General features: G+C 60.5%; 15 protein-coding genes and 1 pseudogene. 3 read left to right on the forward strand and 13 right to left on the reverse strand.

All coding sequences use genetic code 11. From position 1 onward, the window contains the following. Nucleotides 1–507: 507 nt before the first annotated feature. Nucleotides 508–1,701, reverse strand: a pseudogene (gene nhaA / locus PSH91_RS06170) (Na+/H+ antiporter NhaA). Nucleotides 1,702–1,964: 263 nt separating this feature from the next. On the opposite strand from nhaA, the gene PSH91_RS06175 reads away from it, so the two are divergent. Further along, the gene (locus PSH91_RS06175) at nt 1,965–3,062 is read left to right on the forward strand and encodes a PLP-dependent cysteine synthase family protein (protein ID WP_171061417.1); all 1,098 of its coding nucleotides are present in this window, start codon (nt 1,965–1,967) and stop codon (nt 3,060–3,062) included. Between the two features lie 154 nt (nt 3,063–3,216). Here PSH91_RS06175 and PSH91_RS06180 read toward each other — a convergent pair whose 3' ends face one another. The 3 genes from PSH91_RS06180 to PSH91_RS06190 form a co-directional block, all read right to left on the reverse strand. After that, the gene (locus PSH91_RS06180; protein WP_047228396.1) at nt 3,217–4,830 is read right to left on the reverse strand and encodes an NAD(P)/FAD-dependent oxidoreductase; all 1,614 of its coding nucleotides are present in this window, start codon (nt 4,828–4,830) and stop codon (nt 3,217–3,219) included. Between the two features lie 74 nt (nt 4,831–4,904). After that, nucleotides 4,905–5,579 carry a COG3650 family protein gene (locus PSH91_RS06185; protein ID WP_047228436.1) on the reverse strand — a complete coding sequence of 225 codons (675 nt, stop codon included), beginning with the start codon at nt 5,577–5,579 and terminating at the stop codon, nt 4,905–4,907. 59 nt (nt 5,580–5,638) lie between these two features. After that, nucleotides 5,639–6,238 carry a short chain dehydrogenase gene (locus tag PSH91_RS06190; protein ID WP_173407314.1) on the reverse strand — a complete coding sequence of 200 codons (600 nt, stop codon included), beginning with the start codon at nt 6,236–6,238 and terminating at the stop codon, nt 5,639–5,641. A 104-nt stretch (nt 6,239–6,342) separates the two neighbouring features. Here PSH91_RS06190 and PSH91_RS06195 point away from each other — a divergent pair, with 104 nt between their 5' ends. Further along, on the forward strand, nt 6,343–7,257 hold the full coding sequence (locus tag PSH91_RS06195; protein ID WP_047228394.1) for a LysR family transcriptional regulator: 915 nt from the start codon (nt 6,343–6,345) through the stop codon (nt 7,255–7,257). A 125-nt stretch (nt 7,258–7,382) separates the two neighbouring features. Here PSH91_RS06195 and PSH91_RS06200 read toward each other — a convergent pair whose 3' ends face one another. The 9 genes from PSH91_RS06200 to PSH91_RS06240 form a co-directional block, all read right to left on the reverse strand. Next, complete coding sequence (locus PSH91_RS06200; RefSeq protein ID WP_076386074.1) at nt 7,383–7,859, reverse strand: DoxX family protein; 477 nt, start codon at nt 7,857–7,859, stop codon at nt 7,383–7,385. After that, nucleotides 7,856–8,626, reverse strand: a complete 771-nt coding sequence (locus PSH91_RS06205; RefSeq protein ID WP_305467614.1) for a DUF2063 domain-containing protein — start codon at nt 8,624–8,626, stop codon at nt 7,856–7,858. Before PSH91_RS06205 ends, PSH91_RS06200 begins: the two co-directional genes overlap by 4 nt. Beyond that, entirely contained in the window at nt 8,623–9,492 is an 870-nt protein-coding gene (locus tag PSH91_RS06210) for a DUF692 domain-containing protein (RefSeq protein ID WP_188252309.1), read from the reverse strand. The genes PSH91_RS06205 and PSH91_RS06210 overlap by 4 nt, the downstream gene beginning before the upstream one ends. A gap of 24 nt (nt 9,493–9,516) precedes the next feature. Continuing rightward, nucleotides 9,517–9,822, reverse strand: coding sequence for a DUF2282 domain-containing protein (locus tag PSH91_RS06215; RefSeq protein ID WP_047228390.1), 306 nt, complete (start codon nt 9,820–9,822; stop codon nt 9,517–9,519). Between the two features lie 335 nt (nt 9,823–10,157). Next, nucleotides 10,158–10,859, reverse strand: coding sequence for an ABC transporter ATP-binding protein (locus PSH91_RS06220; protein WP_047228389.1), 702 nt, complete (start codon nt 10,857–10,859; stop codon nt 10,158–10,160). Further along, complete coding sequence (gene livG, locus PSH91_RS06225) at nt 10,860–11,627, reverse strand: high-affinity branched-chain amino acid ABC transporter ATP-binding protein LivG (protein WP_305467616.1); 768 nt, start codon at nt 11,625–11,627, stop codon at nt 10,860–10,862. It lies immediately after the preceding gene. Further along, complete coding sequence (locus tag PSH91_RS06230) at nt 11,624–12,880, reverse strand: high-affinity branched-chain amino acid ABC transporter permease LivM (protein WP_047228387.1); 1,257 nt, start codon at nt 12,878–12,880, stop codon at nt 11,624–11,626. The genes livG and PSH91_RS06230 overlap by 4 nt, the downstream gene beginning before the upstream one ends. Then, on the reverse strand, nt 12,877–13,800 hold the full coding sequence (livH, locus tag PSH91_RS06235) for a high-affinity branched-chain amino acid ABC transporter permease LivH (protein ID WP_047228386.1): 924 nt from the start codon (nt 13,798–13,800) through the stop codon (nt 12,877–12,879). Before livH ends, PSH91_RS06230 begins: the two co-directional genes overlap by 4 nt. A 229-nt stretch (nt 13,801–14,029) precedes the next feature. After that, entirely contained in the window at nt 14,030–15,157 is a 1,128-nt protein-coding gene (locus PSH91_RS06240; protein WP_047228385.1) for a branched-chain amino acid ABC transporter substrate-binding protein, read from the reverse strand. Between the two features lie 339 nt (nt 15,158–15,496). Here PSH91_RS06240 and PSH91_RS06245 point away from each other — a divergent pair, with 339 nt between their 5' ends. After that, the gene (locus PSH91_RS06245) at nt 15,497–15,802 is read left to right on the forward strand and encodes a DUF2288 domain-containing protein (protein WP_047228384.1); all 306 of its coding nucleotides are present in this window, start codon (nt 15,497–15,499) and stop codon (nt 15,800–15,802) included. The last annotated feature ends 195 nt before the right edge of the window (nt 15,803–15,997 follow it).

Consider the following 15,997-nt stretch of genomic DNA (forward strand, 5'->3'; position numbering starts at 1 on the left):
CTGCTCGCGATGACGGCAGTCCATTCAATCGCTATGTAACTGAACTATCGCAAGGCTGAAAAGGCGGCTACACAGTTGACGAAGATGTTGCATGTGTCGACCTCTTCGCGAGCAGGCTCGCTCCCACAGGAAAAACGCGATCATCAAAAAAACAGGTCGGCTATAAGGCCGCCTCGCGGTGGACGTTGATCTCGGACGCCCCGTTAACCACGCTGGCCGAACGCAGGCATTGTGGAGTGGGCATCCCGGCATGGATGCCGGGATAGCCGCGCTGGGCCATGGATGGCCCTTCGCGGCGGGCCCACGGAGCAATGCCGGAGTGAGGGTACACCGAGCCTAAGCGAGGTGCCGAGTGGTGGGGCAGAAGCGTTTTGGTTACTTTTGCGCTGTTCAAAAGTGACCCGCCGTAAGGGCGGAACCGCCAGTGGCCGTCACCGAAGAAACGGATATACACACCAATAAACACACCAATAAACACACAACAAACATCACCCCGATCAGGTAATTTTAGTTGGCTTTAAATGCAGTCTGCTTACGACTAGCCGCCGCTGTCACCGCATAACCCAGCAACGCCGCCAGGATCGAGCCAGTGAGAATACCCATCCGGTCCATACCGGCATACTCACTGGTACCGGGCGCGAACGCCAGGGAGCCGACGAACAGGCTCATGGTGAAGCCGATGCCGCACAGGATTGCCACGCCCAGTATCTGCCCCCAGTTGGCGCCGGCGGGCAGGCTGGCGATACCGATCTTGACCGCCAGCCAGGTCAGGCCGAAGACGCCGACGGTCTTGCCCAGCAACAGGCCGATGGCGATGCCCATCGGCACGTGATGGGTGAAGCTCTCGACGGTGACGCCGCTCAGGGACAGGCCGGCGTTGGCGAAGGCGAAGAGCGGCAGGATGCCGTAGGCCACCCAGGGGTGCAGGGCATGTTCCAGGGTCAGCAGCGGCGAGGTCTCGGCATTTTTTGTGCGCAGCGGAATGCAGAACGCCAGGGTCACACCGGCCAGGGTGGCATGGACACCGCTCTTGAGTACGCAGACCCAGAGAATCAGGCCGACAACCATGTAGGGGCCAAGCTTGACCACTCCCGCGCGGTTCATCGCCACCAGCGCGGCGATGCAGGCGGCTGCCAATACCAGTGACAAGGTCGACAGGGCGCCCGAGTAGAAGATGGCAATGATGATAATGGCGCCCAGGTCGTCGATGATCGCCAGGGTCATCAAAAACAGCTTGAGCGACACGGGTACCCGTTTGCCCAGTAGGGCCAGCACGCCAAGGGCGAAGGCGATGTCGGTGGCCGTTGGAATCGCCCAGCCTGCGAGGGCGGCCGGGATTGTCGCGGTTGAGGAACCAGTAGATCAGGGCGGGGACGACCATGCCACCGATCGCTGCCGCACCCGGCAAGACGATCTGCGAGGGTTTCGACAGCTGCCCGTCGAGAACCTCACGTTTGACTTCGAGGCCGATGAGCAGAAAGAACATGGCCATCAGGCCGTCGTTGATCCACAACAACGCCGGTTTGGCGATTTTCAGCGCGCCCCGATCTGGGCCACCACAGGGGTGTCCAGAAAGTCCGTATAGAGCCACGACAGCGGTGAGTTATTGAGTATCAGGGCCAGCACGGCGGCGGCGATCAATAGCAGGCCGCTGGCAGCTTCCAACTGAAGGAAACGGGTCAAAGTATTACGTAGAGGCACGGTTGCTCTCCATGGATCAAATCAAAAAGATGGTCCACCCTAACCGGTACTGTTAGTTGTTAAAACAAAAGTTATATTCTTTTTTGTTATATGTCGTTACAACGCATGCAACGCGTGGTCAGGCAGTGACAGGCCATATTGGACCTTAGCTGTACCTGTGCGCGATGTCGGTTTTTTCCTAAGCTTGCGACTGGTTTTTCCGAGACAAGTCGTGCCTGTCTGTACGTCAGGTTCCTCGCGTCGCATTGATCCAGTGAGAAGACATCATGAATGACCACCGCCAGTGGGCGCGTGAAGCGATCCGTATCATCGAGGCTGACTTCCAGCGCAGCGCCGACACCCATCTGATTCCACTGGCGCTGCCAGGGCTGCCGGGTATCGAGTTGTACTTCAAGGATGAGTCCAGCCACCCCACCGGCAGCCTCAAGCATCGACTCGCCCGCTCGCTGTTTCTCTACGCGCTGTGTAATGGCTGGCTCAAGCCTGGCGCCCCGGTGATCGAGGCTTCAAGCGGATCGACGGCTATTTCCGAGGCTTACTTCGCGAGGCTTTTGGGCTTGCCCTTTATTGCGGTGATGCCGGCGACCACCTCCCGGGAAAAAATCGCACAGATCGCCTTCTATGGTGGCCAGAGTCACCTGGTGGACGATCCTACGCAGATCTACGCCGAGTCCGAGCGTTTGGCCCGTGAGCATGACGGCCACTTCATCGACCAGTTCACCTACGCCGAGCGCGCCACGGACTGGCGCGCCAATAACAACATTGCCGAATCGATCTTCCAGCAGATGCGTTTCGAGCGGCATCCGGAGCCGAGCTGGCTGATTTCCAGCCCCGGCACCGGCGGCACCACCGCGACCCTGGGTCGTTACGTACGCTACCGCCAGCACTGTACCCGTGTGCTGTGTGCCGACGCCGAGCGTTCGGTGTTTTTCGACTATTACCGCAGCGGCGATGCGAGCCTGCGCCTGGATTGTGGTTCGCGGATCGAAGGTATCGGCCGGCCAAGGGTCGAAGCGTCGTTTTTGCCCAAGGTGATCGATGCGATGGTCAAAGTGCCGGATGCCCTGTCGCTGGCGGCCATGCACTACCTGGCCCAGCGATTGGGCCGACGGGTCGGCGGATCCAGCGGCACCAACCTGATCGGCGCGCTGATCGCCGCTAGGCAGATGGTGCAAGCAGGTGAGATGGGCTCGATCGTGGCAATCTTGTGTGACGGCGGTGAGCGCTATGCCACGACCTATTACGATCCGGCGTGGCTCAAAGCCCAGGGCTACGAGCTGAGTGGATTGATGGACGCCGTGGCGGCGAGTGTGGAGCGGGGTGAGGCGCTGCCGGAAAGTGTGCTCCGAGCCAATATCTGAACACTGGAAAACACTGAATTTCCTTGTGGCAGCGAGCTTGTGTGGGAGCTGGGCTTGCCCGCGATAGCATCACCTCGGTTCACCTGATAGACCGAGCTGCCTGCATCGCGGGCAAGCCCAGCTCCCACAAAGCTTCTCCCGCAGTGGGTAGGGGTCAGGCCTTGAGGCCCAGGATATCCCGCGCCACCGCCTCGGCAATCCGGATTCCGTCCACGCCCGCCGAGAGAATCCCGCCCGCGTAGCCGGCGCCTTCGCCAGCCGGGAACAAGCCCTTGACGTTCAGGCTTTGCAACGTTTCGTCGCGGGTGATGCGCAGCGGCGACGAGGTGCGGGTTTCAATGCCGGTCAGCACGGCGTCATGCAGCGAGTAGCCGCGAATCTGCTTTTCGAACGCCGGCAGGGCTTCACGGATGGCTTCGATGGCGAAGTCGGGCAGGGCCAAGGCCAGGTCGCCCAAAGACACACCCGGCTTGTAGGACGGCTCGACGCTGCCCAGCGCCGTAGACGGTTTGCCGGCAATGAAGTCGCCCACCAGTTGTGCCGGGGCTTCGTAGTTGCTGCCACCGAGCACGAAAGCGTGGGATTCCAGACGCTCCTGCAATTCGATGCCCGCCAAGGGGCCGCCCGGGTAATCCACTTCAGGCGTAATGCCCACCACGATGCCGGAGTTGGCGTTGCGCTCGTTGCGTGAATACTGGCTCATGCCGTTGGTCACGACGCGGTTCGGCTCGGAGGTGGCCGCCACTACGGTGCCGCCCGGGCACATGCAGAAGCTGTACACCGAGCGACCGTTCTTGGCGTGGTGCACCAGTTTGTAATCGGCGGCGCCAAGCTTCGGGTGGCCGGCATATTTGCCCAGGCGCGCGCTGTCGATCAGCGATTGCGGGTGTTCGATGCGGAAACCCACCGAGAACGGCTTGGCTTCCATGTACACGCCGCGGCCGTGGAGCATGCGGAACGTGTCCCGGGCGCTGTGGCCCAGGGCCAGAATCACATGTTTTGAATGAATACGTTCGCCACTGGCCAGTTCAACACCGACCAACTGGCCGTCCTCGATCAACACATCCGTGACCCGCTGCTGGAAGCGAACTTCGCCGCCCAGGGCGCGAATCTGCTCACGCATGTTTTCCACGACGCCTGTCAGACGGAACGTACCGATGTGCGGCTTGCTGACGTAGAGGATTTCTTCCGGCGCGCCGGCCTTGACGAATTCGTGCAGGACTTTGCGACCCAGGAACTTGGGATCCTTGATCTGGCTGTAGAGCTTGCCGTCGGAGAACGTCCCCGCACCGCCTTCGCCGAACTGCACGTTGGATTCGGGGTTGAGCACGCTTTTGCGCCACAGGCCCCAGGTGTCCTTGGTGCGCTGCCGCACTTCGGGGCCGCGCTCGAGGATGATCGGTTTGAAGCCCATCTGTGCCAGCAACATGGCGGCGAAGATCCCGCACGGGCCGAAGCCGACCACGATCGGCCGTTCGCTCAGGTCAGCCGGTGCCTGGCCCACCACTTTATAACTGACATCCGGCGCCTGGTTGACGTTACGGTCATCGGCGAACTTGCGCAGCAAGCCGGCTTCATCGCGCACCGTCAGGTCGATGGTGTAGATGAAGCACAGTTCGGAGGACTTCTTACGCGCGTCGTAGCTGCGTTTGAACAGGGTGAAGTCGAGCAGGTCATCGCTGGCGATGCCCAGGCGCTGCACGATGGCTGGGCGCAGGTCTTCTTCGGGATGGTCGATCGGCAGCTTGAGTTCGGTGATTCGTAACATGACAGGATCCGGTTCGCGGGACGCACAACTGCGCCAGGGCGTGAGCCGGCGATTATAAGCCAAAAAACTTCGAATCAGTCGTTACGCGCACCGCCGAAGTAAGCGCAGCCGCGCTGGACCTGACCGTTGACCCGCAGCTCGGCACTCATGTGCTGCACGCTGCCGGTCACGCTGTCGACGCAGCGCTGGGGAGTGACCCAAAGCTCGACCTTCTGGCCGTTGGCTTCGGTGCCGAGATTGAAGCGGCCATCGCCCAGTTGTTCTTCAACGAAAGGCACTGCCAGAGGCGGCTGGCCCTCACGTTCGAGCACCAGGCCTTTGCCGCTGGCGTTCAGATTCCACTCGGGGCCATGGCCGGTGGCGCGCAGGAGCAGCCGCTTGAAGTCGGCGTCGTCGCAAGCGCTGCCCGAACGCTCCAGGCGATACAACTGCTCAAGATTCAACTGGCTGTCGGTACCGGCCGCTGCGCTGGTGACGATATGGCCGCGCACATCGGCAAACAGTTTGCCCTGATCATCGGCCAGGCTGGCGGCCTGTTGCAGTACGCTGGTGCCGCCGCTGTCGTTGACGATGTAGCGACGCTGCTCCTGGCAGGGCTGGAATACCAGCTTGCCATCGGCCGCCGTAAGTTCGCCCTGCATGCGCATCTGGCCGGCATGGGAAACGCTCTGGGGTGGAGCGTCGAGCAACTGGCAGCCGGCGAAAAGCGGCAGGAGGGCGACAAACAGCAGGGAACGGGCGGCACGCATCATTGAGTCTCCAGACAAGTGCCGCCACGTTACGCAGACTGATCCTGCATCACAAGAGGTCAACCGACGTGAAAGGTCTGGCCAGTCTGCAGGCCTTCGACACTCTTGGCGTAGGCCAATGCGACATCGGCGGCTGGTACCGGCTTATAGCCACGGAAGTACGGGGCATAGTTGTCCATGGCTTCGAGCAGCACGTTCGGACTGACCGAGTTGACCCGCAAGCCCCGGGGCAATTCGATTGCCGCGGCACGCACGAAACTGTCCAGGGCACCGTTGACCAGCGCCGCCGACGCACCGCTTCTGATCGGATCGTGGCTGAGCACGCCAGTGGTGAAGGTGAAGGACGCACCGTCATTGGCGAATTCGCGGCCGATCAGCAGCAGGTTGACCTGGCCCATCAGTTTGTCTTTCAAACCCAGGGCGAAGCTGTCCTGCGTCATCTCGTCCAAGGGCGCAAAGGTGACGTTGCCCGCGGCGCAGACCAGTGCATCGAAGCGACCGGTTTTCTCGAACAGGGCACGGATCGAAGAGCTGTCACTGATATCCACGTGCAGGTCGCCGCTGTGACGGCCGATGCGGACAATCTCGTGACGCGGCGACAGTTCTTTATCAATGGCCGAACCGATGGTGCCGCTGGCGCCGATCAACAGGATTTTCATTAGCTGTTCCTCAATGGGCTGGATGAGATTGCAGTCTAGAGAGGTTCTTTCTCTTGATAATCGTGGTAATAGGCAACCTTTGGTTTTCAATTGGAAACAATCCGATGAGCGAAATGGACGACCTGGCGGCGTTCGCCGTGTTGATCGAGGCCGGTAGTTTCACCCTGGCGGCCCAGCAATTGGGCTGCAGCAAGGGCCAGTTGTCCAAGCGCATCAGCCTGCTGGAGAGTCGGTTTTCGGTGGTGTTGCTACAGCGCACCACGCGGCGCTTGAGTCTCACGGCAGCGGGGGCGGCGTTATTGCCCCAGGCCCAGGCGTTATTGGTGCAGGTGCAAAGGGCGCGTCAGGCCCTGGCTCGCCTGAAGGATGAAATTTCCGGGCCGGTGCGTATGACGGTTCCGGTGTCGTTGGGCGAAACCTTCTTTGAGGGTTTGCTGACGGAGTTCGCCCAGCGCTACCCCGACGTACAGATTGAACTGGAACTCAACAATGGCTACCGGGATCTGTCCCGTGATGGTTTCGACCTGGCGATCCGCTCCGACGCTGCCCTCGATGAGCGCCTGGTGGCGCGTCCGTTGCTGGCCTGGCATGAACTGACCTGCGCCAGCCCGGCCTACCTCGAACACTACGGCGAACCCCTGACGCCCCAGGGCCTGGTCGAACATCGTTGCTTGCTCAACAGTCATTACAGCGGCCGCGAAGAATGGCTCTATCACCAGCAACACGAATTGTTGCGGGTGCGGGTATCGGGACCGTTCGCCAGCAATCACTACAGCCTGCTGAAAAAAGCCGCCCTGGCCAACGCCGGGATCGCCCGGTTGCCGTCCTATCTGTTGCATGAGGAATTGGCTGACGGACGTTTGCGCTGGTTACTCAGGGATTTTCAGACCCGTCGCATGCCGATGTACCTCGTGCACCCGTACCAGGGCGGTTTGCCCAAGCGCACCCAGGTGCTGGCCGATTATCTGATCGACTGGTTCAAGCGCAGTGGCGAGGCGCTGGATCGGCTTCAGCGATAGCAAGGCATCACACGAACCTTGTGGGAGCGAGCCTGCTCGCGATAGCGGTGGGTCAGGCAACAATTGTGCTGAAGCTGACACTGCTATCGCGAGCAGGCTCGCTCCCACAGGAGTCCCGATCTTGATCAGCGAGCGTAGTGCCTGGCGATCAGGTGGTCGAGCGACAGCTTGCCCGGCCCGCGCGCCATCAGATAAAGCAGTACCGCCGCCCAGGTGCCATGGGTCGGATAGGCGTCGGGGTAGACGAACAGTTGAATGGTCAAGGTCATGCCCAGCAGGGCCAGGGCCGAGAAGCGTGTCGCCAGGCCAAACAGGATCAGGATCGGGAACACATGCTCGGCCGCTGCCGCCAGATGCGCTGCCAGTTCTGGCGACAACAGCGGCAAGGCGTATTCGCTTTTGAACAGGGGAATGGTTGAATCGGCCAATCGCGGCAGGCCGAGCTGGAAGGTGCCGTCGATCAGGTCGATGGCCAGGCCTTCGATTTTGGTCTGGCCGGATTTCCAGAACACCGCCGCGATGCAAAAGCGCCCAACGAAGGCGATCAGGCTGTGAGGGATTTTATCCAGCCATTCAATGGAGCGAGTGATCAGGGCGTTCATGGCAATACCTGCTCGGCTAACAGATGGGTGACGGCTTGATGGCTGATGAGCTGCGCCAGGGTGTGCTCCAGTTCCAGATCGCTGTCGCGCCTGGTTGCAGCATCAATGGCCGCGCCCAGGAAACAACCTTGCAGCAGGTCCTTGAGGAAATCATGGGCGCCGGGACTGATCGCAAACACCTCCACGTCCAGGTTGTTGCGCAGGACCAGGGCGCATTGCGGCGTGAAGGGGTCGACCGGCATGACGGGCTCTTGCTGATGGGCGGCCCAGATCGCCACCACGGCGAAGGGCGATTGCAACAGGTGCAGTGACGGGTGAAGACCGACCCTCAGATGATCATGGGATGCCGGCGATGACAGCACTTGCATGACCTGTTGTGCATCCATGGGCCGGGCGTCGGCGGCGTGCCAGGCTTGCACCTGCAGGCGCTCCAGTCGGGCGACATCCGCCAGATACGGCACGCTGGCGGCGGGTTCGAAATGTTCGATGAACCCGGCAAAGTCGGCACCGTAGTCACTCATGACTGGGCTTCGCGGTGCGGCGCACTGGACGTACATTCCGGCCATCGCGCCGAAGAACTCCTCGCCCACCAGTTGCGCCATCACCGGATAGTTGTCGGCCAGGGCGTTGATCAATGAGCTGAGCACGTTGTTGCGATACACCGCGAACCGGCTCTCTGGATCGGCGCCCGTGGCGCAGGTCAAACCCTGCGGAGAAGCTTTGCGCGGGTCGAGCAGGGCGGCGGCGAATTCGCTGTAGCGGCTCATGGCTGGACCCTGGCGGCGTTTAATAGTTGGTCGGCCTGACCGGCTTCGGCCAACAGCACTGCCAACGCCGGGATGCGGTTGTCGCGCTCGATCAGCGTGGCGACTGGCCCGGTCCGCGCCAGTACCGTGCGATACAAGCGCCAGACCTCGTTGTCGATTGGCGCACCGTGGTCATCGATCAGCAAACGCTCGCCCAGGCTGTCGGAGTCTTCGGCAAACCCGGCCAGATGAATTTCGCCGGTGGCCTGCAGGGGCAGTGCGTCGAGGTAAGCCTGGGGATCACGGCAATGGTTGATGCACGAAACGTAGACGTTGTTCACATCCAGCAGCAGTCCGCAGCCGGTGCGACGGATGACTTCACTGATGAAGTCAGGCTCGTCGAGGGTCGAGTCCTCGAACGCCAGATAAGTGGCCGGGTTTTCCAGCAGCAGTGTGCATTTGAGGCTGGACTGGACCTGATCGACGTGTTCGCAGACGCGCCTGAGCGTCGTTTCATCGTAGGCCAGGGGCAGCAGATCGTTGAGAAACACCGGGCCATGGCTGGACCAGGCCAGGTGTTCGGAAAAAGACTGGGGCTGATAGCGTTCGATCAGTGTGGCCAGGCGCTGCAAATGCGCAACATCCAGCGGCCCCTCTCCACCGATCGACAAACCGACGCCGTGCAATGACAGCGGATACTGTTCGCGTATCCGCCCCAGAAAGTAATGAAACGGCCCGCCGGCCACCATGTAGTTTTCCGCGTGCACTTCGAAGAAACCCAGATCCGGTCGGGTCTGGAGCACTTCACGAAAATGCTCGGTCTTGAGCCCCAGCCCCGCCCGCGGCGGTAGCCGGGTATCGAAGGCGAGGGAAGCGGTGTTCGACATGGCGGCAGGCCTCAGGCGGTGCGATCAGGACTTGGCTTTATAGGCTTCAAGCTGGCCGAAGCCGGTGGGCGAGGTTTCGCTTTTGAGGGTGGTGCAGGTGCCCTTGGGGACCGATTTCCAGGCGTTGGCCTGATAGTCCATTTTCGCGGTGCCGGCACAGGTGGTGCCAGCGCCGGCGGCGCAGTCGTTCTTGCCTTTGAGAGCGACACCGAAGCATTTTTCCATGGTGTCGTCGGCGGCATGGACAGTCGAGACGCCTGTCATGCTCAAGGCAGAGCCAAGTGCCAGGGCCAGGGCGGCGGCGGACAGGGTGCGGGTCGAAGCAGTCATGATGATTCTCCAGTTTCAGGAAATGAACCGGCGTTAGCGCCGGTCTGCTGAACTAGAGAGGGGGTGGGGGAATGCGTTACAGCAGGTTCTCGATTTTTTTTGTTTGTTTCGAAATCCATTGTTGCGAGGGGATTTAGCGAAACGTCGCACCGCCCCGTTGGGCTGCGAAGCAGTCCTAAAACCAGCTCCACAGTGAGTCAGGAAGATTGAGTTGCCTGCCTTAGGGGCTGCTTCGCAGCCCAGCGGGGATAAATCCCCTCGCCACAACAGCATTCACTTGAGAACTGGGCAAAAAAAAAACGGCCCGAAGGCCGTTTTCTCATGCAGCAACAGACTCAACCGCCCAGATACGCCTCGCGTACTTTCGGGTCGGTCAACAGCGCCTCACCCGTGCCTTGCATCACCACGCGGCCGTTCTCCAGCACGTACGCCCGGTCAGCGATTTTCAGCGCCTGGTTGGCGTTCTGCTCCACCAGGAATACCGTCACGCCATCCTTGCGCAGTTGTTCGATGATGTCGAAGATCTGCTGGATGATGATCGGCGCCAGGCCCAGGGACGGTTCGTCGAGCAGCAACAACTTGGGCTTGCTCATCAGCGCACGGCCGATGGCGAGCATTTGCTGTTCGCCGCCGGACATGGTGCCGCCGCGCTGGCTAAAGCGTTCTTTCAGGCGGGGGAAAAGGTGCAGCACCTTGTCCATCTGCTCCTGAAAATCACCCTTTTCGGTGAAAAAACCGCCCATGGCGAGGTTTTCTTCCACGGTCAGTCGGGCAAATACCCGACGGCCTTCCGGCACCACGGCGATGCTCTTGCGCATGATCTGCGAAGAGTCCTGGCCCACCAGCTCCTCACCCATGTAGCGGATGCTGCCACTGTGGGCCTGGGGCGAACCGCAGAGCGTCATCAGCAGGGTGGATTTGCCGGCACCGTTGGCACCGATCAGCGTCACGATTTCGCCCTGGCGGACTTCGACGTTGACGCTGTGCAGGGCCTGGATCTTGCCATAGAAGGTGGAAACGTTTTCGAACTGCAGCATTTACGCTTCCCCCAGGTAGGCTTTGATCACTTCAGGATTGTCGCGGATCTGTTCCGGCGAACCGTCGGCCAGCGGCGTGCCCTGGTTGATCACGACGATATGGTCGGAAATGCTCATGACCAGCTTCATGTCGTGCTCGATCAGCAACACGGTGACATCGTGCTCCTCGCGCAGCACGCCGATCAGCGCTTTGAGGTCTTCGGTTTCCTTCGGGTTCAGGCCGGCGGCCGGTTCGTCGAGCATGAGGATCCGCGGGCGGGTCATCATGCAGCGGGCGATTTCCAGGCGCCGTTGCTGGCCGTAGGCCAGGGTGCCGGCGGTACGGTTGGCGAACTCCTTGAGATTGACCTTCTCCAGCCAGTACTCGGCGAACTCCATGGCCTCGCGTTCGCTCTTGCGAAACGCCGGGGTCTTGAACAGACCGGCAAAGAAGTTGGTGTTCAGGTGACGATGCTGGGCGATCAACAGGTTCTCGACCGCCGTCATGTCCTTGAACAGCCGCACGTTCTGGAAGGTGCGCACCACACCCTTGCGGGCGATGTGGTGACCAGGCAGGCCCTGGATCGGCTCGCCGTCCAGCAGGATGGTGCCGTCGGTAGGCTGATAGAAGCCGGTCAGGCAGTTGAACACGGTGGTCTTGCCCGCGCCGTTCGGCCCGATCAATGCAACGACCTGTTTCTCTTTCACGGTCAGGGCCACGCCATTGACCGCCAGCAAGCCGCCGAAGCGCATGCTCAAGTTTTCGACTTTCAGGATCTCGCGGCTCATTTGCGCAGCTCCATGTGCGGGCGTTGCATAGGCAGCAGACCTTGAGGACGCCAGATCATCATCAGCACCATCAAGGCGCCGAACATCAACATGCGGTATTCGCTGAATTCACGCATCATTTCAGGCAACAGGATCATCACGATTGCCGCCAGGATCACACCCAGCTGCGAGCCCATCCCACCCAGCACCACGATGGCGAGGATGATCGCCGACTCGATGAAGGTGAAGGATTCCGGCGTCACCAGGCCCTGACGGGCAGCAAAGAAGCTACCGGCGAAACCGGCGAAGGCGGCACCGAGGGTGAAAGCCGAAAGCTTGATCACGGTCGGGTTCAGACCCAGGGCACGGCAGGCGATCTCGTCTTCACGCAGCGCTTCCCACGCACGGCCGATAGGCATGCGCAGCAGGCGGTTGATGACGAACAGCGCAGCCAGGGCCAGCAGCAGCGCAACCAGGTAGAGGAAAATCACCTTGTTGATCGAGTTGTAGGGCAGTCCGAAGTACTCGTGGAAGGTCTGCAGACCTTCGGCGGCTTTGCGTTCGAAGGTCAGGCCGAAGAACGTCGGCTTCTCGATGTTGCTGATGCCGTTCGGGCCGCCGGTGATGTCGGTCAGGTTGCGCAGGAACAGACGGATGATCTCGCCGAAACCCAGGGTCACGATTGCCAGGTAGTCACCGCGCAAGCGCAGCACCGGGAAACCCAGCAGGAAACCGAAGGTGGCGGCCATCATCCCGGCAATTGGCAGGCAGATCCAGAAGCTCAAGCCGAAGTAGTGGGACAGCAGCGCGTAGCTGTAGGCGCCGACGGCATAGAAGCCGACGTAACCCAGGTCCAGCAGACCGGCCAGCCCTACCACGATGTTCAGGCCCAGGCCCAGCATCACGTAGATCAGGATCAGGGTGGCGATGTCCACCGCACCGCGAGAGCCGAAAAACGGCCAGACCAACGCGATGACGATCAGGGCCAGGATGATCCAGCGCTGGGTAGTCGGCAGGGTCAGGAAGTTGCTGGCCTTGGCCGGGACTATCGGCAGGCCGGGCGAGGCCTTCCAGGCGGCGCTGATCTGCGTGCTGAACAGCACCCGCAGGAACATCAGCACCGAACACGCGGCGATGGTCGCCAGGATGGCGGGGCTGGTGCCGTGCACTTCAAGATCGATGCCCACGATGGTCAGTTTCAGGCCGAGTACCGGGTACGCGACCGCCCAGACCAACAGCGCGCTGAAGAGCGCCGATTTAAGATGTTTAGTCATACCTTCTCAACCTCCGGACGGCCCAGGATGCCGGTCGGCCGGAACAGCAGCACCAGAACCAACAAGCCGAACGCCACGACGTCCTTGTATTGATCGCCGAAGATGTCGGCACCAAAGGCTTCCGCCACGCCCAGCACCAGCCCGCCGAGCATGGCTCCGGGGATGCTGCCGATGCCGCCCAGTACCGCGGCGGTGAAGGCCTTCAGGCCCACGAGGAAACCGGCGTTGGGGTTGATCACACCGTATTGCATGCTCAACAGCACGGCGGCGATGGCCGCCAGGGCCGCGCCGATGACGAAGGTCAGGGCAATGATGTTGTTGGTGTTGATGCCCAGCAGGTTGGCCATCTTGATGTCCTCGGCGCAGGCACGGCAGGCGCGGCCCAGGCGGGAACGGGAGATGAACAGCGTCAGGCCGAGCATGGCGACCAGGGTCACCACGAACACCACGATTTGCATGTAGGAAATCAGCACTTCCTGTGCCCCCCCTGGCCCGAAGGTAAAGTTACCCGGAATCAGGTTGGGAATGGATTTGTCCTTGGAGTCTTGCGACAGCAGAACGGTGTTCTGCAGGAAGATCGACATGCCGATGGCCGAAATCAGCGGGATCAGACGGTTGCTGCCGCGCAAGGGGCGGTAGGCGATCCGTTCGATGCTGTAGCCATAGGAACTGGTCACCACGATGCTCGCGATGAACGCCGCGGTCATTAACAGCGGGACACTGTCGAGTCCCATCATGGCCAGCCCGGCGATGGCGATGAACGCCACGTAGGAGCCGATCATGTACACCTCGCCGTGGGCGAAGTTGATCATTCCAATGATGCCGTAAACCATCGTATAGCCGATGGCGATCAGGGCATACGTGCTGCCAACGGTCAGGCCGTTAACCAGCTGTTGGAAGAAGTGATAGATGTCAGGCATTACAGCGCTCCTAAAAACCTGATACGCATTTCACTGGTGGAGTCATTTTCCCGCCCGGCCCCGTGGATCTGCATCCACTTCGAGCACGAGGTTTGCCAGCGAACCGCTGATGACGGTTTTGAGATTTTCAGGTGGGGAGACTGGCGGATCACGCCAGCGCGGCCCAATACATTTAAAACAAAGCCCACGGCACGCCGTGGGCTTTATTGGCAGTCAGTCAGGCCAGGCCTTACTGAGGCGAAGCTTCGGTTTTAGGTTTGCCGAAATGCCACTGGTAAACCACAAACTTGAAGTCCTTCAGGTCGCCCTTGTCGTCGAAGCTCAGGTCACCGGTCGGAGTCTTGAAAGTACCGGCGTGGATGGCTTCAGCCACTTTTTCCGGGTCTTCGCTCTTGGTTTCGGTGATGGCCTGGGCAATCACTTGAACGGCCGAGTAGGACGGGAACACGAACGGACCGCTCGGGTCTTCCTTCTTGGCTTTGAACGCGTCAGCCAGGGCGATGTTGGCCGGATCCTGGTCGAAGGATTTCGGCAGGGTCACCAGCAAACCTTCGGAAGCTTCCTTGGCGATCTGCGAGATCGAGTCGTTACCCACGCCTTCCGGACCCATGAACTTGGCGTTCAGGCCTTTTTCCTGGGATTGACGCAGGATCAGGCCCAGCTCCGGGTGGTAGCCGCCGTAGTAGACGAAGTCGACGTTGGCTTGCTTGAGCTTGGCGATCATCGAGGAGAAGTCTTTGTCGCCGGCGTTCACGCCTTCGAACACGGCGACTTTCACGCCTTTCTTCTCAAGGGTCGTTTTCACGGCACTGGCGATACCTTCGCCGTATTGCTGCTTGTCGTGCAGGACGGCAACGACTTTCGGCTTGACGTGGTCGGCAATGTAGTTGCCCGCGGCAGGGCCCTGGGCGCTGTCCAGGCCGATGGTGCGGAAGATCATCTTGTAGCCGCGAGCGGTGATGTCCGGGCTGGTGGCGGCTGGCGTGATCATGATCACGCCTTCGTCTTCATAGATGTCCGAAGCCGGTTGGGTGGAGCTGGAGCACAGGTGGCCGACCACGAACTTGACGCCGTCGTTGACGACTTTGTTCGCCACCGCGACCGCTTGTTTTGGATCACAGGCGTCATCGTATTCAACGGCAACCAGTTGCTTGCCGTTGACGCCGCCCTTGGCGTTGATCTGCTCGATGGCCATTTTGGAGCCACTGAATTGCATGTCGCCGTACTGGGCTACGGGGCCGGTCTTTGGGCCGGCGATGCCGATCTTGATGGTGTCGGCGGCGAACGAATGGCTGGCAACCCCGGCCAGAACCATAGCGGCAAACAGTTTGGAAATCTGCTTAGTAGCCTTAGTCATAGTGCTCCACTCATGCTGTTGTAGTTTTTATAGTCCTGGCGCCGAAGCAGCAGAACCGGGTCAGATATCTTGGATATCCTCGCGGAAAATGCCCCCGGCAACTGTACCGGTACAGTGTAGAGCGCCGATTGTTGGCAAGGGAAGCTGGCGCTTGGGGGCAAAACCTGAGGGTGTCGCTTAATTGAAAGAAAAAGACAGAATGGCGGCGGGGTTCGTCCGGACAAATCGGCAATCCCTGGCTTTCCTGCGCTTTCCAATCGGTACTCCAATTGCTACCGGGTTTTTCTGCCAGACCACCGACGTTATCATTCGCGCCGATTTCTTTTCCGGACAGCTCCCATGAATCAAGAACCTAGCACCCTCTATGCCAAACTGCTTGGTGAAACCGCATCCATCACCTGGAAGGAGCTGGAGCCGTTCTTTGCCAAGGGTGCCCTATTGTGGGTCGACCCGGCCCTGGATCTGATCGCCGCGGCCGAGGCCGTTGCCCAGGACGAAGGTACCAAAGTCGCCGCCTGGCTGGCTGCCGACCAGTTGGCCAAGCTGTCTGAAACGCGGGCGCTGGACTTTTTCGAACGCGATCCGCAGCTATGGGCGGTGGTGGTTTCACCGTGGATTATGGTCCAGGAAAGGGCATCGGTTTGATGCCTGCACCAAGTTGGTTCGTATTTTCTGCGGAGTAAAAGTGTGTAGGTGAGTAGCGTGATGGCATCCTGCCGTGGTGAAACGCCACAGCGGAGGGTGACGTATACGTAACGGGAACAGTTTATTGGGCAGCCGTTGGGCTGCTTAATTGTTTCTGAATGTTGATTTTGTGTTTTGGTCAAGGCCGCCAATCGC

The sequence above is a fragment of the Pseudomonas sp. FP1154 genome, from assembly GCF_030687245.1.
Classification (GTDB): Bacteria; Pseudomonadota; Gammaproteobacteria; order Pseudomonadales; family Pseudomonadaceae; genus Aquipseudomonas; species Aquipseudomonas rhizophila.